We start from the raw sequence: 20193 nt of genomic DNA, 5'->3' as shown, positions 1-20193 counted from the left end.
GCCAGGAGCGGGGCGGAACGGGGCGGTCAGAGGCCGCGCCGGCGCAGGATCTCCTCGATGTCGGCGAACTCGTCCAGACCGTCGTCGCCCTTGCCGCCCTTGCCTGCCTTGCCGGGCTTCCCTGCCTTGCCCGCCCTGCCCTGCTCGGCCCGGGCGGCCTCCTCGGCCCGCTTCGGGGCCGGCCCGGCGGCCGGGGCGCCGGCGGCCGGGGCCACGGCCGGCCTGGCCGGCGCGGGCCCGGCGGCCGCCGGACGGGACTCGCTCCCGCCGGCCACGGCCCCGCGACGGCCCGCCCAGCGGGTGGCGGCCAGCAGACCGGCCGAGACACCCAGCAGCACGATGCCGGTCCACACCCGGGGATCGAACACCAGCTTGGTCGCCCAGTCGGCCAGCTCGTCGCCGATCGTCCGCGCCACCGGGAACAGACCGGTCAGATAGAGGCCCAGCGGCACCAGCGCCACGGCGAACCAGCGGGTCGCGGAGAGGTAGCGCCGGCGGTAGGCCCGCAGGCCCGCCACGGCCACCCCGGCCGCCGTGAGCGCGACACTCACCGCCGCCGTCAGCACGGCCGCCTCCGCTCGCCCGTCACCGCGGCCCGGGGCCCGGTCCGGCCCTCGGTGCCCGGGGCCGTCCTGCTGGTCGGGGCCGTCGCGGCCGTCACCGCCGCCCCGTCGGTCGAAGTCGTCATCCCGTCGGACCTCCCGTCGCTCCCGGTCTGGCCGGGCCCGGCCGCCGACTGTCCTGGCGGGGGCCCCACAGGTGGAACACTGGAGGCATGATCGAAGGTTCCCTCCCCCGTCTCGAGTTCTGGTGCGAACTCCAGTGCCCGGACTGCCGCACCGCCTTGGACGACGTCCGCGAGCTGCGCGCCCGCTACGGCGACGCGCTGCCGATCGAGCTGCGGCACTTCCCGCTCGAGAAGCACAAGTACGCCTACGCCGCCGCCGAGGCCGCCGAGGAGGCGTTCGCCCAGGGCCTGGGCTGGCCCTTCGTCGAGGCGCTGCTCGCCCGGGTCGAGGACCTCTCCGAGCGCGGCACCGAGGTGCTGCTCGAGGTCGCCCGCGAGGTCGGGGTCGACCCCGAGGAGGTGGACACCGCGCTGGTGGACGGCCGGCACATGCTCACCGTCGACGCCGACCAGGCCGAGGGCCGCGCGATCGGGGTGAAGGGCACGCCGACCTACATCGTCGCCGGGCAGCGCTTCGACGGCGGGCAGAGCCAGGACGGCCTGCTGGAGCGCCTCGTCGCCGCCGTCGAGGCCGCCGGGGCCACCCGCACCGCCTGACCCGCGCCTGACCCGCGCCGACGGCCCGGCGGCTCACAGCAGCTGCTTGCCGTAGACCCGGTTGGTGACCCGGTAGCCGAGCGAGTCGTACAGCCGGACCGCGACCTCGTTGCCGCTGAAGACGTTCAGCCCGAGGTCGCGGACCCCGGCCGCCAGGCACTCGCGCTCCGCGAGCCGCATCAGCGTCCGCCCGTGCCCGCGCCCCCGGTGCTCGTCGGCCACCTCCACCACCATCACCCAGCCGAGCGGCGCACCGTCCGACAGCTCACGGACCCGCAGTGCCAGCCAGAGCGAGCCCAGCGGCTCCTCCCCCGCCCCGTACAGCCGGCGCAGCGCCACACCCGGGGTGCCGGCCCCCTGCGGCAGCAGCTTCAGGTGGTCGGCCTCGGCCTTGGCCCGGGCCTGCTCCTCGCCCAGCCCGGAGGCCAGCAGGTCGCGCACATAGCCCTCCTTGGCCTCGACCAGCCAGGCCGGGAACGCGGCGTCGTCGATCGGGCGGGCGACGACGCCCCCCGGCAGCGAGGGCCGGCCGTCGAGCCGCTTGATCATGTTCCGCATCCGCTCGGTGTAACCGAGGGTCACCGCGAGCGAGCGGGCGATCCGCGCGGTCTCCGGGATGTCCGCGTCCACCCGGACGCAGCCCCAGCCCCGCAGCACCTCCTCGGCGGCCAGCGCGGCGATCGTGCCCCGGCCCCGGCCGCGCCCGCTGCGCACCTCCAACTCGGCTATCTCGCCCCAGAGTCGGTCGCCCCGGGGGACGGCCGTGGTGCGCAGCCCGCCGACCGGGCGGCCGTTGACGCAGATCTGCCAGCGTCTGGTCCGGCCGCCCGCGGCGGTGGGGGTCTCCTGGCTCTCGGGGCGCAGCGTGATGGTCATGTCCCGCTCCCTTCCCCGCCGTCCGGCCGTTCTACCGGTCGGGGCCCCTCGGGCGTGCCCGGCGGGACCCTGCGCACGGGGCCCCCGGGGGTCTCAGGGGTCTCAGGGGTCGAGGTCGTCGCCGCTGAGCCGGGCGAAGGCCGCCATGGCCCCGAGGGTGACCGGGCCGGGGCCGGCGAGCTCCCGGTCGTCGATCCGGGTGACGGCCTGGACGTCGCGCAGGGAGGAGGTGAGGAAGACCTCCTCCGCCTGCTGGAGGGCGTCCAGCGGCAGGTCGGCCTCCTCGGCGCCGCACCAGTCGACGACGAGCTGCCGGGTGATGCCGGCCAGGCAGCCGGAGGCGAGCGGCGGGGTGAGCAGCCGGCCGTCGAGGACGACGAAGACGTTGGAGCCGGTGCCTTCGCAGAGCCGGCCGGCGGTGTTGGCGAGCAGCGCCTCGGAGGCGCCGACGCGGTGGGCGGCGGCGAGGGCGACGACGTTCTCGGCGTAGGAGGTGGTCTTGAGTCCGGCGACGGCGCTGTGCTCGTTGCGGCGCCAGGGGACGACCGCGACGGCGGTGGTGTCGGGGCGGCGGGCGGCGGTGCCGAGGGAGGCCACCAGGGTGGGGGCGCCGTCGCCGCGTTCGGAGCCGAGCGGCGCCCGGCCGCCGGTGTAGGTGAGGCGCAGCCGGCCGAGGGGCATCGGGTTGGCGTCCAGGACGGCGGCGCAGGCCTCGCGGACCAGGTCGTGGTCGGGGTCGGGCAGTCCGAGGCCGCGGGCGGAGCGGGTGAGCCGGTCGAGGTGGCGGGTGATCGCGAAGGGCCGGCCGTCGACGGTCTTCATGGTCTCGAACACGCCGTCGCCGGTGGTGAGTCCGTGGTCGAGCACGGACAGGGCCGGGTCCGCGGAGTCGACGAGGGTGCCGTTGACCCAGCTGGTGGTCGGGTGCTGCATCGCGGGGGGCTCCTCGCGGGACGGGCACGGGCCGGCCGGGTCCGGGTGGCGGCCGGTCCGGTCCGTGTCGGGTTCAGTCGGTGTCGGAGTACGTCTCGGCACCCGACGCTATCGCGACCAGGCGGGCCGCCTTCAGTTCGGTTTCCGCCCATTCCCGTTCGGGGTCGGAGTCCCAGGTGATGCCGGCGCCGGTGCCGAAGCGCAGTTCGGGTGCCGCCGGGTCGGTCCGGTCGATCCAGAACGTGCGGATGCCGACGGCGAGTTCGGCCTCGCCCCGGTCGGCGTCGACCCAGCCGACGGCGCCGCAGTAGGGGCCGCGCGGCGCGGTCTCCAGGGCCTCGATGATCCGCAGGGCGCTGGACTTGGGGGCGCCGGTGACGGATCCGGGCGGGAAGGTGGCGGAGAACAGCTCGGGCCAGCCGGCGTCCTCGCGCAGGGTCCCCTCGACGGTGGAGACCAGGTGGACCAGGCCGGGGTGCTTCTCGACCGCGCACAGGTCGGGCACGGTGACGCTGCCGGTGGCGCAGACCCGGCCGAGGTCGTTGCGGACCAGGTCGACGATCATCACGTTCTCGGCGTGGTCCTTGTCGAGCAGGTCGTGCTCGGTGCGGCCGGTGCCCTTGATCGGGCCGGAGGCGACGGTGCGGCCGGTGCGGCGCAGATAGAGCTCCGGCGAGGCGGTGGCTATCTCCACGCCGTGGCCGGGCAGCCGGATCGTTCCGGCGTAGGGGGCCGGGTTGCCGTGGGCGAGCAGGCCGGTGAGGGCGTCGATGTCGGAGCGGTCCGGGTCGGGCAGCGGGGCGCAGAGCACCCGGCAGAGGTTGGCCTGGTAGACCTCGCCGGCGGCGATGTGCTCGCGGATCCGGCGGACGCCCCCGGTGTAGGCGGCGCGGTCGAGCGAGCTGTGCCAGCTGCCGGCGGCCGGGCCGAGCCAGCCGGCACCGGAGGGCGCGGCCGGGGCGGGGCGGACGTCGTCGAAGCGGGCGCAGGTGAGCCGGCCCTCGAAGTCGTGGGCGACGGCCCACCAGCCGGTGGAGTCCAGCGCGGCCGGGTCCGAGGTGATGTCGCGCAGTCCGGTGGCGACGCGGCCGCCGAAGCGGGCGAGGGGCTGCTGGGGGGCGGGGTGGCCGGACACGGTTCTCCTGCACAGGGCTTTGCGAGGTTGCGGTGCCTGAAGTGTAGGTCGGGAGGAGTGAGCAGAGTCGGGCGTCGCGCGGGCGTACGCCGGGTGACCTGCGGGTGTCACTCAGGGTGTTCCGTCGCCCCCGGTGGGTCCGTCCGGGGTGGTCGGAGCCGGGGCGGCCGGGGGGCGTCGGGCGGGGACCCCGGGGGCACGCTGCGGGAACGGATTTTTAGCTGGCCCGGGAATCCGCTAGAGTTCAACACGTCGCCAGGGAGCGCAGCCGGGAAAACCGGTGAGGATCCCCGGGGGACAGGCGGACGTGGCTCAGTTGGTAGAGCATCACCTTGCCAAGGTGAGGGTCGCGAGTTCGAATCTCGTCGTCCGCTCGACGAAGGACAGTGTAAGATCGTCCTTCGAGTGTTGCCTGGTGGAGTGGCCGAGAGGCGAGGCAACGGCCTGCAAAGCCGTGTACACGGGTTCAAATCCCGTCTCCACCTCCAAGAGGATCCCCGGTTCCACTGGGTGTCCTCCCCGCGCGATTAGCTCAGCGGGAGAGCACTACCTTGACACGGTAGGGGTCACTGGTTCAATCCCAGTATCGCGCACCACGCCCGGTTCCACCGAGGCATCAGCCCCGCGCGATTAGCTCAGCGGGAGAGCACCACCTTGACACGGTGGGGGTCACTGGTTCAATCCCAGTATCGCGCACGTCGGATCCCCCGGGATCCGCTGCGGAAGCACCGCACCAGCGCGATTAGCTCAGCGGGAGAGCACTACCTTGACACGGTAGGGGTCACTGGTTCAATCCCAGTATCGCGCACGTCAGGCCCTCCGGGGTCTGCTGCAGAACCGCCTTACCAGGCGCGATTAGCTCAGCGGGAGAGCACTACCTTGACACGGTAGGGGTCACTGGTTCAATCCCAGTATCGCGCACAGTGACGGCCGGGGCCGCGACTCGAACGAGTCGCGGCCCCGGCCGTTTTCGGCGTTCCGCCCCCGGTGGCTGTGCGGCCCGTCCGTGGAGTGGTCCGCGGGATGCGTGACGGGAAGAGCCGCGTACGGTCGCCCTCACCGACGTCCGTACGCGGCATCTCCGCCTGCCGGGGCGCTCTGCGCGCCGCACTCGCCCGTCCGCGAGTTGTCGCGGCGGCGGCCTCCCCGGCGGCACCGGCTCCCCGTCCCCAGGGGATCAGTGCCAGCTTCTGTGGTGCGCCTCAGTGGCCGAGCAACTCGGCCACCGCCTGCGCCTGGTTCGCCATCTGCTCCCAGCCTCCGAACAGGACGGCCAGCAGCACCGCGCAGGGCAGCGCCATGGCCAGCGCCACCGCCGGGTGCCTGGTGGGCTCCGCGGCCTGCGGCTGAGTGAAGGCCGGCCGACGGCGGCGGGAGGTGGATCCCGAGTGCTGCGCTGCCATGCCCTGACTCCTGATTCGTGAGCTCGGCCGGTGGTGGAAGGCGGAACGGTGGTGCACGTGGACGCGGTGGACGGCTTACCTCGGGGGACGAGCTCCCCGTCCACCGCTGAGAACAACGGTATGGCGCGAGGGGGTTGGCGGACGTCATGCCGTCGTACTGTTCTCCGGGCCTCCCGGAGGATGACGACCGGACCTGGGGCCTACTACCGCAGGCGGAGACGCCCGCCGCGGCTCCCCCGGGGGAACCCTGAGAGGGGACCCCGAGAAACGATTCGGCACGGCCCCGCCGACTGTCAGTCCAAGATCCGACAATCGGACGGTGGCTTCAGGTGTTGCGTATCAGCACACCGCAGCGGGCAGTCCGTAAGCTGTGCCGGACAGGAACTGACGACGCCCCACTCGACGGGGCCTCACCGACAGTCTGACGGGGAAACGGGAATGACGATGATGCGGCTGAGGCGTGAGGACCCCCGCATCGTCGGGCCGTACCGGCTGCACCGGCGGCTCGGGGCGGGCGGCATGGGCGTGGTCTACCTCGGCTCCGACCGCCGGGGGCAGCGGGTCGCACTCAAACTGATCCGGGCCGAACTGGCCGAGGACGTCGAGTTCCGTACCCGCTTCGCCCGCGAGATCGCCGCCGCGTCCAGGATCCGGGGCGGCTGCACCGCCCGCGTCATGGGCTCCGACATCGAGGCCGACCGGCCCTGGCTGGCCACCGCGTACGTCCCCGGGCCCTCGCTGTACAAGCGGGTCGGCGACGAAGGGGCGCTGGGCTGGCCCGAGGTCGCCCGGATCGGGGCCGCGCTGGCCGACGGGCTGGTCAAGGTGCACGAGGCGGGCGTGGTCCACCGGGACCTCAAGCCCTCCAACATCCTGCTGTCGCCGCGCGGGCCGCGGATCATCGACTTCGGCATCGCCTGGTCGCGCGGGGCGAGCACGCTCACCCACGTCGGCACCGCCGTCGGCTCCCCCGGCTTCCTCGCCCCCGAGCAGGTCCGGGGGGTCGCCGTCACGCCCGCGACCGACGTCTTCGCCTTCGGCGCGACGCTCGCCTACGCGCTCACCGGGGACACCCCGTTCGGGTCCGGCGCCTCCTCCGAGGTCATGCTCTACCGCGTCGTGCACGAGGAGCCCGACCTCTCCGCAGTGCCGCCGCAGCTGGCGCCGCTGATCCGGGCCTGCCTGGCCAAGGAGCCCGCCGAACGGCCCGGCGCGGCCGCGCTGCACGAGCGGCTGAGCGAGCTCGCCGTGCGGGGCGCGGGCGGCGGGTCCGGCGGGCCGTTCGGCCGGGGCCGCGGGGCCGGGGCGCGCGGCGAGGCGGCCGGACGGGACGACCCGTCCGGTCGGGCCGGGGCCGCGCCCGGAGCGGCGGGCCGGCCCGCCGAGGGACGACCCGGGCCCGGCGGCGCGGACCGGCCCGGCGCCACCGCGCGCCCGGCCCAGGCGGCACCGGCGGGAGCGTCCGCCGCCGCGCCGCGCGGCGTCCCGGCTCCCGGCCGGGCACCCGACCCGGCGGCGGCCCGGGCCCGGGCCGGCGGAATCGGCCGGAGCGGCGGGGCACCCGGCGGCGCGGTGCGGCGTGCGCCCGGCCAGGGGCACGACAGCAGCCAGGCGGTCACCGCACCGCTCCCCCGGCCCGAGGCGGTCCAGGCCACCCGGCCGATGCGCGAGCGGCAGACCACGCCGCCGCCCGGACACGACCGGGTCCAGCGGCCCGGCCGGCCCCGCGACCGGCAGCACACCCCGGTGCCCGGCGGGCGGCCGGGCACGGCACGGCAGCGGCTGCTGCGGCAGCGGCTCGTGGTGTTCGTGACGGTGACGGTCGGCGTGGCGCTGGCCATCGCGGCGGCGCAGGGCTGCGAGAACCGCGACAACCAGGGGCTGCGGCCGTCCGTGAGCTCCTCCGTGGCCCAGGGCTCGACGGGCGCCCCCGGGGCCGCTGCCGGGGCCGCCGTCCCCGGGGAACAGACGAACGGCGGGACGCCCCCGGCCGGGGCGGGACTCTCGGCGGACGGCATCGCGCCGTCGACCAGCCCGCTGGCCGCCGCGGCCCACGGCGCCCCGGCGGCCGGGGACGCGGCGCTGGCGCCCGCCCAGGGCGCCGGGCCTGCGGTCGACTGGCCGAACCGCTCCTACGCCGATCCGGCGGGCGGCCCCGCGGTCACCCTGCGGGACGGCCGCTCGGCCGGCCCGGGGCCGCAGGTCGTGCTCAGCGCCGTACTCCCGGCGCGCTACAAGGGCGGGCCGGCGGCGCTGGTCGTCCTGCGGCGCTCGGAGGGGTCGGTGCCGGTCGACCTGGTGCAGCTCTTCTCGTTCACCGGGGACACCCCGGTGGCCCTGACCTCGCGCTCCTCGGCGGCGGATCCGCAGGCGGCAGCGACCTGGCGGCTGGACAACGGCGCGCTGGTCCGCGAGGAGCGGGTCGCCCAGACCGGGGCGGTCACCTCCACCCGCTACGCGCTGCGGGCGGACGGCACGCTGGACGAGTCCTGGCCCGGTTCGGCCACCACGACCCCGGCGGTCACCCCGCCCCCGGCAGCCGCCCCGGCACCGCCCACGGCCCCGACGGGCTGACGTCCGGGGAGCACCTGGGAGTACCTGGGAGCCTGCGGGAGTGCCCGGGAGTGGGAAGTCCGTCGGGCCGACTTCCTGTGCAGCGCCCCCCGGGGGCCGAGGGGCGGGGTCAGCGGGTGGCGGTGACGGCGTAGAAGGCCACGGCCGCGGCGGCGCCGACGTTCAGCGAGTCGATGCCGTGGGCCATCGGGATGCGGACGGCGTGGTCGGCGGCGGCCAGGGCCTGCTGGGTGAGGCCGTCGCCCTCGGCCCCGAGCATCAGCGCCGTCCTGGCACCGCCCTCGGGGACCACCGAGGCCAGGTCCACGGCGGTCTCGGCCGGGGTGAGCGCGAGCAGCTCGAAACCGGCGGCGCGCACCGTCCCCAGGGCGGCCGGCCAGGGCTCCAGCCGCGCGTACGGGACGGCGAAGACCGCGCCCATCGAGACCTTGACCGCGCGCCGGTACAGCGGGTCGGCGCAGTCGGGCGACAGCAGCACGGCGTCCATGCCGAGGGCGGCGGCGCTGCGGAAGATCGCGCCGAGGTTGGTGTGGTCGACCAGGCCCTCCAGCACGGCCACCCGGCGGGCGCCCGACAGCAGGTCGGCGGCGTCCGGCAGCGGCTGCCGCTCCATCGAGGCGAGCGCGCCGCGGTGGACGTGGTAGCCGGTGACGGCCTCGGCCAGGTCGGGTTCGACGACGTGCACCGGGGCGTCGGCCTCGGCGATGACGTCCGCCATCACGTCCAGCCACTTGGGAGTCAGCAGCATCGACCGCATCCGGTAGCCGGCCGCGAGGGCGCGGCGGACGACCTTCTCGCCCTCCGCGATGAACAGGCCCTCGGCGGGTTCGCGGCGGCGGCGGAGTTCGACGTCGGTCAGGCCGGTGTAGTCGGCGAGACGGGGGTCGGCGGGGTCGGTGATGGTGCTGGGTTCGGACACCCTGCGATCTTGCCAAGTCGGGCCGGTGAAGGCCAACCGGCCCAACGCTCGTCGCGGGTGGCCTTGGCCCGTCGGCTCGCGGAGTGCAAATATGACGTATGGCCCGTTTTTCGGGCCGATCCTGGGCTCCGTCGGACCCTGGTGCGACCGGTTCCGCTTCCGGCTCCCGATCCACCGGTACCGCCGCCGGCTCCCCCGGTGGGCGCCCACACGGTCGGCACCAGCACGCCCGCACGGCCCGGCCCAAGCCGGTCCGGCTGCGCTCGGTGGCCGGACAGGTCTTCGCGTTGCAGGTCGTGGTGGTGCTGTTGCTGGTGGTGGCCGCCGTGGTCGCCCTGGTGGTGCAGTCCCGCAACGACGCCCGGCAGGAGGCCACCACCCGGTCCGTCGCGGTCGCCCAGACCTACGCCAACTCGCCCGGCATCGTCGAGGCGCTGCGCTCCCCCGACCCGAGCGCGGTCCTCCAGCCCTCGGCCCAGGCGGCACGGATCAACGCGGGCGTGGACTTCATCGTCGTGCTCAACAACGACGGCATCCGCTACACCCACCCGAACCCGGACCGGATCGGCCACAAGTTCGTCGGCAACTACCAGCCGGCGCTGTCCGGGCAGGTGGTGACCGAGGAGGTCACCGGCACCATCGGGCCGCTGGTGCAGGCGATCGTGCCGGTGCGGGCGCCGGACGGGCAGATCGTCGGGATGGTGTCGGCGGGCATCACGATCGCCAATGTGAGCAGCGCCAGCGAGCGGCAGCTGCCGGTGGTGCTGGGCGCGGCGGCGGCCGCGCTCGGGCTGGCGACCGGTGGGGCGGCGCTGATCAGCCGGCGGCTGAAGCGGCAGACCCACGGCCTGGGGCCGACCGAGATGACCCGCATGTACGAGCACCACGCGGCGGTGCTGCACGCGGTGCGCGAGGGCGTGCTGATCCTCGGCGGTGACGGACGGCTGCTGCTCTGCAACGACGAGGCGCGCCGGCTGCTCGACCTGCCGCCCGACGCCGAGGGGCGGCCGCTGGCCGAGCTGGGCCTGGAACCGGCGCCGCTGGAGCTGCTGGCGGCCGGGCGGGCGGTCACCGACCAGGTGGTGATGGCCGGTGAGCGGCTGCTCGCGGTGAACGTGCGGCCCACGGACCGGGACGGCGGGCCGCCCGGGTCGGTGGCGACGCTGCGGGACTCCACCGAGCTGCTGGCGCTGACCGGGCGGGCCGAGGTGGCGCAGCGGCGGCTGCGGCTGCTGTACGACGCCGGGGTCACGGTGGGCAGCACGCTGGACGTGACCCGGACGGCGGAGGAGCTGGCCCAGGTGACGGTGGGCCGGTTCGCGGACATCGTCACCGTCGACCTGGCCGAGCAGGTAATGGAGGGCGACGAGCCGCCGACCGGGGCGCTGCTGCGGATGCGGCGGGCCGCGCTGTCGGCCGCGCGGGACGATCCGCCGTTCTACCCGGTGGGCACGGTGGTGGAGGTCGTGCCGTCGACGCCGCTCGCGGGCACGCTGAGCAGCGGGCTGCCCGGGGTGGAGCCGCGGCTGGCGGAGGCGCAGGCGTGGCGGGAGCAGGATCCCGAGGGCGCGGCGCGGGTGCTCGCCCACGGGGTGCACTCGCTGGTGCGGGTGCCGTTGAAGGCGCGCGGGGTGCTGCTCGGGGTGGCGCGGTTCTGGCGCTCGGAGCGGCAGGAGCCGTTCGAGGAGGAGGACCTCGCGCTGGCGGAGGAGCTGGTCTCGCACGCCGCCGTCTGCATCGACAACGCCCGCCGGTACACCCGGGAGCACGCGATGGCGGTGACCCTGCAGCACAGTCTGCTGCCGCGCAGCCTGCCGGCGCAGAACGCGCTGGAGGTGGCGCACCGGTACCTGCCGGCGCAGGCGGGGGTGGGCGGCGACTGGTTCGACGTGATCCCGCTGCCGGGCGCGCGGGTGGCGATGGTGGTCGGGGACGTGGTCGGGCACGGGCTGCACGCGGCCGCGACGATGGGGCGGCTGCGGACGGCGATCCACAACTTCTCGACGCTGGACCTGCCGCCGGACGAGCTGCTGGGGCACCTGGACGAGCTGGTGAACCGGATCGACCAGGAGGAGTCGGCGAGCGGCGGGGCGGCGGCGGCCGTGACGGGTGCGACCTGTCTGTACCTGATCTACGACCCGGTGTCGCGGCGGTGCACGCTGGCCAGTGCCGGGCATCCGCCGCCGGCGCTGGTGCGGCCGGACGGGACGGTGGTGTTCCCGGAGCTGCCGACGGGACCGCCGCTGGGGCTCGCGGTGCTGCCGTTCGAGACGGTGGAGCTGGAGGTCGAGGAGGGCAGCCGGCTGGTGCTGTACACGGACGGGCTGGTCGAGGACCGTCAGCGGGACATCGACGTGGGGCTCGAGCTGCTGCGGACGGCGCTGAGCGGGCCGCCGCGCACTCCGGAGCAGACCTGTGCGGACGTGCTGGGGGCGCTGCTGCCGGCGCGGCCGCAGGACGACATCGCGCTGCTGGTGGCGCGGACCAGGGTGCTGCCGGAGGACCGGGTGGCGCAGTGGGAGGTGCCGGCGGACCCGGCGGCGGTGTCCGGGGTGCGGGCGGCGGTGGCGGAGCGGCTGGAGCAGTGGGGGCTGGACGAGGCGGCGTTCGTCACCGAGCTGATCCTGAGCGAGCTGGTGACCAATGCGATCCGGTACGGCACCGGGCCGATCCGGGTGCGGCTGCTCCTCGACCGGTCGCTGATCTGCGAGGTGTCGGACGGGAGCAGTACGTCGCCGCACCTGCGGTACGCGGCCACCACGGACGAGGGCGGGCGCGGGCTCTTCCTGGTCGCGCAGTTCGCGGACCGGTGGGGGACGCGGTACACCGCCACGGGGAAGGTGATCTGGACGGAGCAGCCGTTGGAGTGAGGTGGGGTGCTGCGCTCCCTCACCCCCGCACTTTGCAAAGTGCGACTTTGCAAAGTGCGGGAGAACGGCCGCCCCTCGTGCCGCTGCCCTCAGGCGTCCGGGGTGGCGAGGACGTTGACGACGTCACCGATGACGATGACGGCCGGGGGCTTGATCCGCTCGGCCTCGACGGTGGCGGCGACCGTCGCCAGGGTGGCGTCGACCCGGCGCTGGGCGGCGGTGGTGCCCTCCTGGACGACGGCGACCGGGGTGTCGGCCGCCCGGCCGTCCCGGATCAGCCGGGCCGCGATGGCGCCGATCTTGTCGACGGCCATCAGCAGCACCAGGGTGCCGGTCATCCCGGCGAGCGCCTCCCAGTTGGTCAGCGACCGCTCGTCGTCCGGCCCCACGTGGCCCGAGACCACGGTGAACTCGTGGGTCATCCCCCGATGGGTGACCGGCACCCCGACCGCCGCCGGCACGCTGATGGAGCTGGAGATGCCCGGCACCACCGTGACCGGCAGCCCCGCCTCCACACAGGCCAGCAGCTCCTCGCCGCCGCGCCCGAACACGTACGGGTCGCCGCCCTTGAGCCGCACAACGAACTTGCCGGCCCTGGCGTGCTCGACCAGCGTCCGGTTGATCGCCTCCTGCGCCATGAAGCGCCCGTACGGGATCTTCGACGCGTCGATGACCTCGACGTGCTCCGGCAGCTCGGCGAGCAGCTCGCGCGGTGCCAACCGGTCGGCCACCACCACGTCCGCGTCGGCGAGCAGCCGGCGGCCGCGCACCGTGATGAGGTCCGGGTCGCCCGGGCCGCCGCCGACCAGTGCCACCCCCGCACCCCGGGCGCGGTACTGGCGGGCGGCGAGCGAGCCGTCCCGCAGCCCCTCGACGATCGAGTCCCGCAGCGCGGCCGAGTGGCGCGGGTCCCCGGTGAGGACGGCCACGGTCGCCCCGGCGTCGCGCCCGCTGGCGGGCGTCCACGCGGTGGCGGCGGCGGCGTCGTCGCTGCGGGCGCAGAACACCCGCCCGCGCTCCGCCTCGGCGCTGACGGCGGTGTTCACCGCCGGGTCGTCGGTGGCGACCAGTACGTACCAGGTGTCGGCGAGGTCGCCCTCCCGGTAGCGGCGCTCGTGCCAGGTCAGCTCACCGGCGTCGGCCATCGCCTGCACGGCCGGGGTGGTGACCGGCGATATGAGGTGCACGTCGGCGCCGGTGGCGAGCAGCGCGGGCAGCCGCCGCTGGGCGACGTGGCCGCCGCCGACCACCACGACACGGCGGCCGGCCAGCAGCAGGCCGACCGGGTACGGGGTGCGAGCGCGGCCCTCGGTGCTGGGGTTGGGCCCCTCCTGCCCGTCGGCGGGCAAGGAGGGCGGGGTGGGCGCGGTCATCGGCGGTGCTCCTGGGTCGGGTGAGGGTGTGCTGGGGTACGGCGCCGCTCCGCGCACCGGCGCGCCCTCGGGCCGGTGCACGGAGCGGTGCGGACGGGCGTCAGGCCTTCTCGGTGACCCCGGCGGAGTCGAAGGTGGCTACATCGTGCATCGCGCGGGCCGCACTCTGCACCAGTGGCAGGGCCAGCAGGGCGCCCGTGCCCTCGCCGAGGCGCAGGTCGAGGTCGATCAGCGGGCGCAGTCCCAGCTTGGCCAGGGCGGCCTGGTGGCCGGGCTCGGCCGAGCGGTGGCCGGCGATGCAGGCGGCGAGCACCTCGGGGGCGATCGCCTTGGCGACGAGCGCGGCCGAACCGGCGATCACGCCGTCCAGGATCACCGGGGTGCGCAGGCTGGCCGCGCCGAGCAGGAAGCCGGCCAGGGCGGCGTGCTCCAGGCCGCCGACCGCGGCCAGCACGCCGATCGGGTCGGCCGGGTCGGGCTGGTGCAGGGCCAGCGCGGCGCGGACGACCTCGATCTTGCGGGTGTGGGTCGCGTCGTCGATGCCGGTACCGCGGCCGGTGACCTCGGCCGGGTCCAGCCCGGTGAAGACCGAGATCAGGGCGGCGGAGGCGGTGGTGTTGGCGATGCCCATGTCGCCGGTGATCAGCGCCTTGTTGCCGGCCGCGACGAGGTCGCGGGCGGTCTCGATGCCGACCTCGAGGGCCTTGAGGGCCTCCTCGCGGGTCATCGCCGGGCCCTGGGTCATGTCGTCGGTGCCGGGCTTGACCTTGCGCGGCAGCAGGCCGGTGGTGCGGCCCTGCTGGATCGCTTCGGGCAGCTCGGCGGCCACGCCCACGTCGACAACGCAGACCTCGGTGCCGATCTGCTTGGCGAAGGCGTTGACCACCGCTCCCCCGGCCAGGAAGTTGCCCACCATCTGGGCGGTGACCTCCTGCGGCCAGGGGGTGACGCCCTGGGCGTGCACGCCGTGGTCGGCGGCGAAGACCGCGACGCAGGCGGGCTCCGGGATCGGCGGCGGGCACTTCCGGGACAGGCCGCTGAGCTGGGCCGAGATGATCTCCAGCATGCCGAGCGAGCCGGCCGGCTTGGTCATCCGCTTCTGCCGGTCCCAGGCCTCGCCGAGCGCCTTGGCGTCCAGCGGGCGGATGCCGCGCAGGGTCTCGGAGAGCACGCTGTGCGGCTCCTCGCCGGGCAGGGCGCGGTTGCCGTACTGCTCCTCGTGGACGACCCAGGACAGCGGGCGCTTCTTCGCCCAGCCCTGCTGCTGGAGCTCGGGCTCGTCCGGGAAGGCGTCGACGAAGCCGACGCACAGGTAGGCGACGACCTCCAGGTGCTCGGGCAGGCCGAGCTCGCGGACCAGCTCCTCCTCGTCGAAGAAGCTCACCCAGCCGACGCCGAGGCCCTCGGCGCGGGCGGCCAGCCAGAGGTTCTCGACCGCGAGGGCGGCCGAGTACGGGGCCATCTGCGGCTGGGTGTGCCGGCCCAGGGTGTGCCGGCCGCCGCGGGTGCGGTCGGCGGTGACGACGATGTTGACGGGCGTCTCGAGGATCGCCTCGATCTTGATTTCCTTGAACTGCTTCGCGCGGCCCTTGGGGAGCGAGTCGGCGAACGCCTCGCGCTGGCGCTCGGCCAGTTCGTGCATCTTGCGGCGGGTCTTGGCGGAGCGGATGACCACGAAGTCCCAGGGCTGCGAGTAGCCGACGCTGGGGGCGGTGTGGGCGGCCTCCAGGACGCGGATCAGCACCTCGTGGGGGATCGCGTCGGGGCGGAAGCCGTTGCGGATGTCGCGGCGCTCGCGGATGACCTGGTGGACGGCCTCGCGGCCGAGTTCGTCGTAGCCGGGGGCGGCGGGGCCGCGCGGCTCGGCGGGCTCCTGGGGCTCGGCGGCCTCCTCGGCGTCGGCGGGCTGCTCGCCGTCGACGGGTGCCTCGGCGGCCGCGGGCGCCTCGGCGGGGTCGGCCGGGGCCTCGGGGGTCTCGGCCGTGTCGGTGGGCCCGGTGGCCTCGGCCGGCTCGGCCGCAGTGGCGGGCTCTGCGACGGCGGCGGTCGGCTCGGTGACGGCGGTCGGCTCGGCCGGGGTGCCGTCCTCGGCCTGCGGGGCCGGGGCGGTCTCGGCGGCCTCGGTCGCGGGCAGTTCGGCGGGGGCGTCGGCCGGGGGCGCGTCGACGGGCACGGCGTCCGTCGGCAGCGTGTCCGTCGGCACGGCGGGCTGCTCGACCGCGGGCTGCTGCTCGGCGGGGGCCTCGGCCGGCTCGGCGACGGCGGCGGACACCGGCTCGGCCGGGACGTCCACCGGGGCGGCGACGGGCTGGCCGGAGGGCATCTCGCCGGTGCCGGCGGCGGTCTCGGCGGCCGCCTCCGGGGCGGGGGCCTCGACGGGGGCCTCGGCGGCGGCTTCCACCGCGGCCGGGCCGGCCACGGGCTCGGCCACCGGCTCGACGGGCGCCTCGCCCTCGGGCCCGGCGGCCTCCACCGCGGGCCCGGGCTGCTCGGCCGGGACCGGCTCGACGGCGGCGGGCGCGGCGGGCTCGACGGCCTCGGGCCCGGCCTGGGCGGGGGCCTCGGCCGGGTCGGCGACGGGCGCTATGGGGGCGGACTGCTCCGCCTCGGTCCCGACGGCGGCCGGGGCGGACTGCTCGACCAGCGGCTCGGCCACGGGCTCGGCGACCGGCTCGACCTGCGGGAGGCCGTGCGGGGTCGGCGCGGCGAGGAAGGCGGAGATGCGGCGCGGCTGACCGCCCCCGGCCTGTGCCTCGGCGGCGGCTTCGGCGACAGCGGCGGAACCCTCGGCGGCGGGAGCCTCGGCGGTCGGAGCCTCGGCGATGGGAGCCCCGGCCGGGGCCTCGACGGCGACGGCGGCCGGCTCGACGACGGCCGGCTCGGTGTTCCCGGGTGCCGCGGTGGTCTCGGGGACGGCCTCGACCGGCGCCTCGACGACCGCCTCGGCCACGACCGGCGCCTCGACCGGAACGGCGACGGGCAGCACGACGGGAGGCTGCTGGACGGCGGCCTCGACCGGCTGCGGCGCGGGTACGGGCTGGACGGCGACGGGCACGGCCATCGGCTCGGGCTGGACGGCGGCCGGAACCACCGGGATGCCGTGCGCGGGCGTGCTGCCGGTCGACGGGCCGCGGTCGGCCAGCGAGCGGACCGGGACCTGGCCGGTCATCAGGGACGGGTCCGGGATCGGCGGCCCGGCGTGCAGCGGTCGGCGCGGCGACTGAACGGCCGTCACCGGCTCGGGGCCCTGCTGCTGGGCCGGCACGGTCTGGACGCCGGGGGCGGCCTGCGGCGCGAAGCCGTGGGGGGCGCCGGCCTGGTCGGCGCCGAGCACGGGCGGCTCCAGCGGCGGCCAGGACGGCTCGACGGGAGTGCCGGGCGGGGTCTGCGGGTCGGCGGCCTGGTCGGCGGCGGGCGCCGTCGGCTCGCCCCAGGAGCCCTGCGGACCGGGCATCAGCAGGACGTCGTCCTCGTCGTCGAGGCCGTCCGGCTGGTCGACGAAGTGGAACGTCGGGCGCGGGGCGGCGGCCCAGGCCTCACCGGCGGCGCCGGGCGCTCCGGGGGCGGGCGCGGCGAATCCGGGCGCGCCGAGCGGGGTGCCCGGTGCGGGGACGCCCGGTGCCGGGACACCCTGCACGGGCACGGCCTGGGCCGGCACTCCGTGGGCCGGGACGCCGTGGGCGGGTACGCCCTGCGGCGGGAGGACGGCGGCGCCGGGCGGGACCGCACCGGGAACGCCGACCCCGGGCACACCGGGGAGGGTGCCGTCCAGCGCGACGCCCTGTACGGGTGCGACAGCCGCGACGCCCTCCGGGCCGCCGAGCCGGTCGGGCCCGGCGAGCAGGTGCTCCGGCAGTCCCTCGTTCGGGACGTGGCCGCCATCGGTCATGTCAAAGCTCCTTCCAGGCCGCTGCCGCGCCCTCGGCGACACGATCACCGACCGCAGCGCCCATCCGCACGGGCCGGGCCTGCACCGGCCCGCCCCTCAATCACACACGGCCGCCGCGCCGAGGCGCTGCGGCCGAAATCCTTCCGGCGCGCTGCGGCACCCCGGCCCGCGCGCCACCCGGGTGGGGCGGCGCGTCATCTGAGACAACGACAAGCCGGGGCAACCGGCACGACCGCACCGGACCCTACGGCATTCTCCAGGTCCGGCGGGCGGCCCGTCGAATTGCCCACACTCCGAACCCCGTCGGTCTGCGCCATGTCAGAAAGGCACCGGACCCGACCGGATCGGGCGGGCTGTCGGACACCGCAGCCGTCCCGGACGCCACACTACCGGCCCGGGGAGGCCGCCTCCCGAATCGGTGTCCGGATGCGACCTGGATCACCGTCCGGCCGGGCCGTGCGCCGGGTCCGGGCCCACGGCCCGACCGGAGCGCACGGTGGGCGGACGCGGCGGACGGGCCCGGGAACACGTGGATCGGCACCGGCTCCCACCGGGATCACCACCCGGCGCCACCGGGTCTTCACGGTTTCTGCGCGCCCCAGAGCAGGAAGGTGCCCGGGTCGCCCATGCCGAGGCGCAGGCCGGGTCCGTCGGCGGCGGCCCCGGCGGGCGGGAGCAGCGGCGCGGACTGGAGCAGCGCGCCGTCGGCGCGGTAGCCAGCGCCGGCGATGACGCGGCGGACCTCCTCGGCCTCGGCGAGGGTGCGGGCGACGGCGACGATCCGTTCGGGGCGGCGGGAGAGCACGGCGCGCACGGCTTCCGGGCCGCCGGTCTCGACGACGGCGGCGTCGGGTTCGGGGAGTTCGCCGAGGACGTCGGGGCCCCGGCCGTGGACGATCTCGACCTCGACGCCGTAGCGGCGGGCGTTGACGGCTAGCCGGGCGCAGGCGGAGCGGTCGGCCTCGACGGCGACGACGGCCGCGCCGAAGCGGGCGGCGTCGACGGCGAGGGCGCCGCTGCCGGCGCCGACGGTCCAGACGAGGTCGCCGGGGCGGGCACCCAGGCGGGCGAGCACGAGCGCGCGGACGTGCGCCGGGAGCGTGTCGGATGCGCCGGGTGCGCCGGGGTCGGCGGGGGCGCCCGGTGGGGCGGGGGTGCGGCCGGTGCCGGTGTAGGTCTCGGTGGGCAGGGCCCAGCCCCGGTCCGGTCCCGGGTAGCCGACGGGGCGTCCGGCGAGCCAGCCGGCGGCCTCGCCGGCGGCGCCGTTCGCGGGTCCGCCGCCGGGGCCGCCGCCGCTGCTGCCGCCGATGACGAGGACGACGCTGGGGTCGCGCCAGATGTGGTCGGCGACGCGGTCGGAGGTGAGGACGGTGACGTCCTCGTCGGGGGTGCCGAGAGCTTCGCAGACGACGAAGGTGCGGTGGACGCCGCGGAGCATGAGGGCGAGTTCGGCGGGGCCGGCGCCGGGTGCGGTGAGGACGGCGACCTTGGGGTGGGCGCGGCAGAGGTTGGCGGCGCGGCGCAGGCGGCCGCCGTGCGCGCTGGCAACCTGGGCGTCCTCCCAGGGCATGCCGGCGCGGGCGAAGGCGGCGGCGACGGAGGAGACTGCGGGGAGGACTTCGAGTTCGAGGCCGTACTCGGGGCGGCGCAGGGTGCGGACGACGCCGAAGAAGCCGGGGTCGCCCTCGGCGATGACGACGGCGGCGCCGCGGTGTTCGGCGATCCGGCGGGCGGCGAGCTGGATGCTGCCGAGGGCGATGCGTTCGGCGGCGGGCGGCACCGGGAGGGCCTTGAGCTGGTAGGGGGCGCCGGCCACCAGGGTGGCTGCGGCGAGGGCCGCGGCGGCGGCCTCGGTGAGCGGTGTGCCGTCCCACCCGATGACCGTGATCCGGTCAGCCATCTGTGGCTGTTCTCCCTCGCCGTCCGTGCGCCGACAGGCGGCGCCGGCGTGCGGCACCGGTGGAGAGGCTACCGGGTGTGATCCCCTCGGCGCGGACATCTCGTACACATGTCCGTGCCGGTCGGCCCCGAAGGGCAGCCCGGCGGTGGTCCGGGCCGGTTGTACGGGCCCCTCGTACGTCCGGTCGTGCGGGTCGGTCGCGCGGGCCCACGTGCGGGTCAGTCGCGCAGCACGTAGCGGTGGCCGCCGGCCCAGGCGGGGGCGGCGGCCTCGGGGGTCTCCAGGTCCTCGGGGAGCAGGCTCCACAGGATGAGGTCGCTGCGGCTCTCGCCGACGGCCGGACGGTCCGGGGCCGGGCGGTCGGCGGCCCGGCGGTCGTGGCCGGAGGAGGGGTAGTAGCCCGAGGGGTCGTAGCCGGAAGGGTCGTAGCCCGAGCGGTCGTGGCCCCGGCGGTCCCCCGCCGCACCGGCGGCGGACTCGCCGGACTCGCCGGACTCGCCGCGCACTATCCAGGCGCTGCGCAGGACGCCCTCGCTGATGCCGCCGATCTTCTGGGCGACCTGCTGGGCGGCGGTGTTCCCGGCGGCGGTGCGCAGTTCGAGGCGCAGGAAGTCCCGGTCCTCGAAGAGCCACTGGGCGACGCCGAGGACGGCCTCGGGGGCGTAGCCCTCGCCGCGGGCCCAGGCGGCGGTGACGAAGGAGATCTCGGTGGAGCGCAGCCGCCAGTCGGTGTGCCGGAGTTCGACCAGGCCGACCAGGCGCTGGGTGAGGTGTTCGGTGACGGCGAGCACGATGCCGCGGCCGGTGGCGCGGTGGGCGGGTGCGAGGGTGCGGGCCAGGTCGAGGGCGTGGGCCTCGGTGAAGGGGTGCGGGTGGTCGGTCCAGGCCAGGACGAGTTCGTCGGCCATCATGTCGGCCAGGCCGGGGGCGTCGTCCTCCGCAAGCGGGCGCAGCAGCAGCCGTTCGGTGCTGATGGCGGTCTCGGGGAAGCTCGCTGCCATGCCGTCTCTCCTCGCCGGGTCGTGGACACACCGTA

The 20193-nt window shown here is 76.1% G+C and carries 12 protein-coding genes, 6 tRNA genes and 1 pseudogene; 9 read left to right on the top strand and 10 right to left on the bottom strand.

Annotation, left to right across the window (positions count from 1 at the left end):
• Positions 1 to 26: 26 nt before the first annotated feature.
• A complete protein-coding gene (locus IF01_RS0126250) occupies positions 27 to 566 on the bottom strand; it encodes a hypothetical protein (RefSeq protein ID WP_030396011.1) in 540 nt (179 codons plus the stop codon).
• A 209-nt stretch (positions 567 to 775) separates the two neighbouring features.
• On the opposite strand from IF01_RS0126250, the gene IF01_RS0126240 reads away from it, so the two are divergent.
• Positions 776 to 1285 carry a DsbA family protein gene (locus IF01_RS0126240; protein ID WP_030396010.1) on the top strand — a complete coding sequence of 170 codons (510 nt, stop codon included), beginning with the start codon at positions 776 to 778 and terminating at the stop codon, positions 1283 to 1285.
• Between the two features lie 33 nt (positions 1286 to 1318).
• Here IF01_RS0126240 and IF01_RS0126235 read toward each other — a convergent pair whose 3' ends face one another.
• The 3 genes from IF01_RS0126235 to IF01_RS0126225 form a co-directional block, all read right to left on the bottom strand.
• Complete coding sequence (locus IF01_RS0126235; protein WP_030396009.1) at positions 1319 to 2161, bottom strand: GNAT family N-acetyltransferase; 843 nt, start codon at positions 2159 to 2161, stop codon at positions 1319 to 1321.
• Between the two features lie 102 nt (positions 2162 to 2263).
• A complete protein-coding gene (locus tag IF01_RS0126230; RefSeq protein WP_030396008.1) occupies positions 2264 to 3094 on the bottom strand; it encodes an aminotransferase class IV in 831 nt (276 codons plus the stop codon).
• Between the two features lie 73 nt (positions 3095 to 3167).
• A complete protein-coding gene (locus IF01_RS0126225; RefSeq protein WP_030396007.1) occupies positions 3168 to 4229 on the bottom strand; it encodes a chorismate-binding protein in 1062 nt (353 codons plus the stop codon).
• A 301-nt stretch (positions 4230 to 4530) separates the two neighbouring features.
• Between IF01_RS0126225 and IF01_RS0126220 the strand changes: the two genes are divergently transcribed.
• From IF01_RS0126220 to IF01_RS0126195, 6 genes are all read left to right on the top strand, one after another.
• Positions 4531 to 4603 (top strand) — tRNA-Gly (locus tag IF01_RS0126220).
• 40 nt (positions 4604 to 4643) lie between these two features.
• Positions 4644 to 4717 (top strand) — tRNA-Cys (locus tag IF01_RS0126215).
• 33 nt (positions 4718 to 4750) lie between these two features.
• A tRNA-Val gene (locus tag IF01_RS0126210) sits at positions 4751 to 4825 on the top strand.
• Between the two features lie 28 nt (positions 4826 to 4853).
• A tRNA-Val gene (locus tag IF01_RS0126205) sits at positions 4854 to 4925 on the top strand.
• 40 nt (positions 4926 to 4965) lie between these two features.
• Positions 4966 to 5037, top strand: a tRNA-Val gene (locus IF01_RS0126200).
• Positions 5038 to 5078: 41 nt separating this feature from the next.
• Positions 5079 to 5150 (top strand) — tRNA-Val (locus tag IF01_RS0126195).
• A gap of 281 nt (positions 5151 to 5431) precedes the next feature.
• Here IF01_RS0126195 and IF01_RS0126190 read toward each other — a convergent pair.
• A complete protein-coding gene (locus tag IF01_RS0126190) occupies positions 5432 to 5632 on the bottom strand; it encodes a hypothetical protein (RefSeq protein WP_030396006.1) in 201 nt (66 codons plus the stop codon).
• A gap of 438 nt (positions 5633 to 6070) precedes the next feature.
• On the opposite strand from IF01_RS0126190, the gene IF01_RS0126185 reads away from it, so the two are divergent.
• Positions 6071 to 8206 (top strand): serine/threonine-protein kinase, encoded by a 2136-nt coding sequence (locus IF01_RS0126185; protein WP_063764299.1) that lies wholly within the window; start codon positions 6071 to 6073, stop codon positions 8204 to 8206.
• Positions 8207 to 8315: 109 nt separating this feature from the next.
• Here IF01_RS0126185 and IF01_RS0126175 read toward each other — a convergent pair whose 3' ends face one another.
• Positions 8316 to 9125 (bottom strand): TrmH family RNA methyltransferase, encoded by an 810-nt coding sequence (locus tag IF01_RS0126175; protein WP_030396004.1) that lies wholly within the window; start codon positions 9123 to 9125, stop codon positions 8316 to 8318.
• Between the two features lie 98 nt (positions 9126 to 9223).
• On the opposite strand from IF01_RS0126175, the gene IF01_RS0126170 reads away from it, so the two are divergent.
• Positions 9224 to 11995: a SpoIIE family protein phosphatase gene (locus IF01_RS0126170; protein ID WP_078880307.1), complete on the top strand. Its 2772-nt coding sequence runs from the start codon at positions 9224 to 9226 to the stop codon at positions 11993 to 11995.
• A gap of 89 nt (positions 11996 to 12084) precedes the next feature.
• Here the strand turns inward: IF01_RS0126170 and cobA are convergent, their stop codons facing one another.
• From cobA to IF01_RS50265, 4 genes and pseudogenes are all read right to left on the bottom strand, one after another.
• The gene (cobA, locus tag IF01_RS0126165) at positions 12085 to 13368 is read right to left on the bottom strand and encodes a uroporphyrinogen-III C-methyltransferase (protein WP_078880306.1); all 1284 of its coding nucleotides are present in this window, start codon (positions 13366 to 13368) and stop codon (positions 12085 to 12087) included.
• Between the two features lie 100 nt (positions 13369 to 13468).
• Positions 13469 to 17257, bottom strand: a complete 3789-nt coding sequence (gene cobT, locus IF01_RS0126160) for a nicotinate-nucleotide--dimethylbenzimidazole phosphoribosyltransferase (RefSeq protein WP_030396001.1) — start codon at positions 17255 to 17257, stop codon at positions 13469 to 13471.
• Between the two features lie 580 nt (positions 17258 to 17837).
• Positions 17838 to 19157, bottom strand: coding sequence for a precorrin-6y C5,15-methyltransferase (decarboxylating) subunit CbiE (gene cbiE, locus IF01_RS0126155; RefSeq protein ID WP_030396000.1), 1320 nt, complete (start codon positions 19155 to 19157; stop codon positions 17838 to 17840).
• Between the two features lie 479 nt (positions 19158 to 19636).
• Positions 19637 to 20158: pseudogene (locus IF01_RS50265) on the bottom strand (GNAT family N-acetyltransferase); the annotation flags it as partial.
• Positions 20159 to 20193: the final 35 nt, after the last annotated feature.

The organism is Kitasatospora purpeofusca (genome assembly GCF_000718025.1).
In the GTDB taxonomy this organism is placed as follows: Bacteria; Actinomycetota; Actinomycetes; order Streptomycetales; family Streptomycetaceae; genus Kitasatospora; species Kitasatospora purpeofusca.
Note: the sequence above shows the minus strand (reverse complement) of the source record. Positions and strands in the feature narration are given on the sequence as shown.

Bases quoted from the DNA above. Each gene is read 5' to 3' on its own strand.
- cbiE (WP_030396000.1), bottom strand. From the start codon at position 19,157: ATGGCTGACCGGATCACGGTCATCGGGTGGGACGGCACACCGCTCACC.
- IF01_RS0126240 (WP_030396010.1), top strand. From the start codon at position 776: ATGATCGAAGGTTCCCTCCCCCGTCTCGAGTTCTGGTGCGAACTCCAG.
- cobA (WP_078880306.1), bottom strand. From the start codon at position 13,368: ATGACCGCGCCCACCCCGCCCTCCTTGCCCGCCGACGGGCAGGAGGGG.
- cobT (WP_030396001.1), bottom strand. From the start codon at position 17,257: ATGACCGATGGCGGCCACGTCCCGAACGAGGGACTGCCGGAGCACCTG.
- IF01_RS0126185 (WP_063764299.1), top strand. From the start codon at position 6,071: ATGACGATGATGCGGCTGAGGCGTGAGGACCCCCGCATCGTCGGGCCG.
- IF01_RS0126230 (WP_030396008.1), bottom strand. From the start codon at position 3,094: ATGCAGCACCCGACCACCAGCTGGGTCAACGGCACCCTCGTCGACTCC.
- IF01_RS0126190 (WP_030396006.1), bottom strand. From the start codon at position 5,632: ATGGCAGCGCAGCACTCGGGATCCACCTCCCGCCGCCGTCGGCCGGCC.
- IF01_RS0126170 (WP_078880307.1), top strand. From the start codon at position 9,224: ATGGCCCGTTTTTCGGGCCGATCCTGGGCTCCGTCGGACCCTGGTGCG.
- IF01_RS0126235 (WP_030396009.1), bottom strand. From the start codon at position 2,161: ATGACCATCACGCTGCGCCCCGAGAGCCAGGAGACCCCCACCGCCGCG.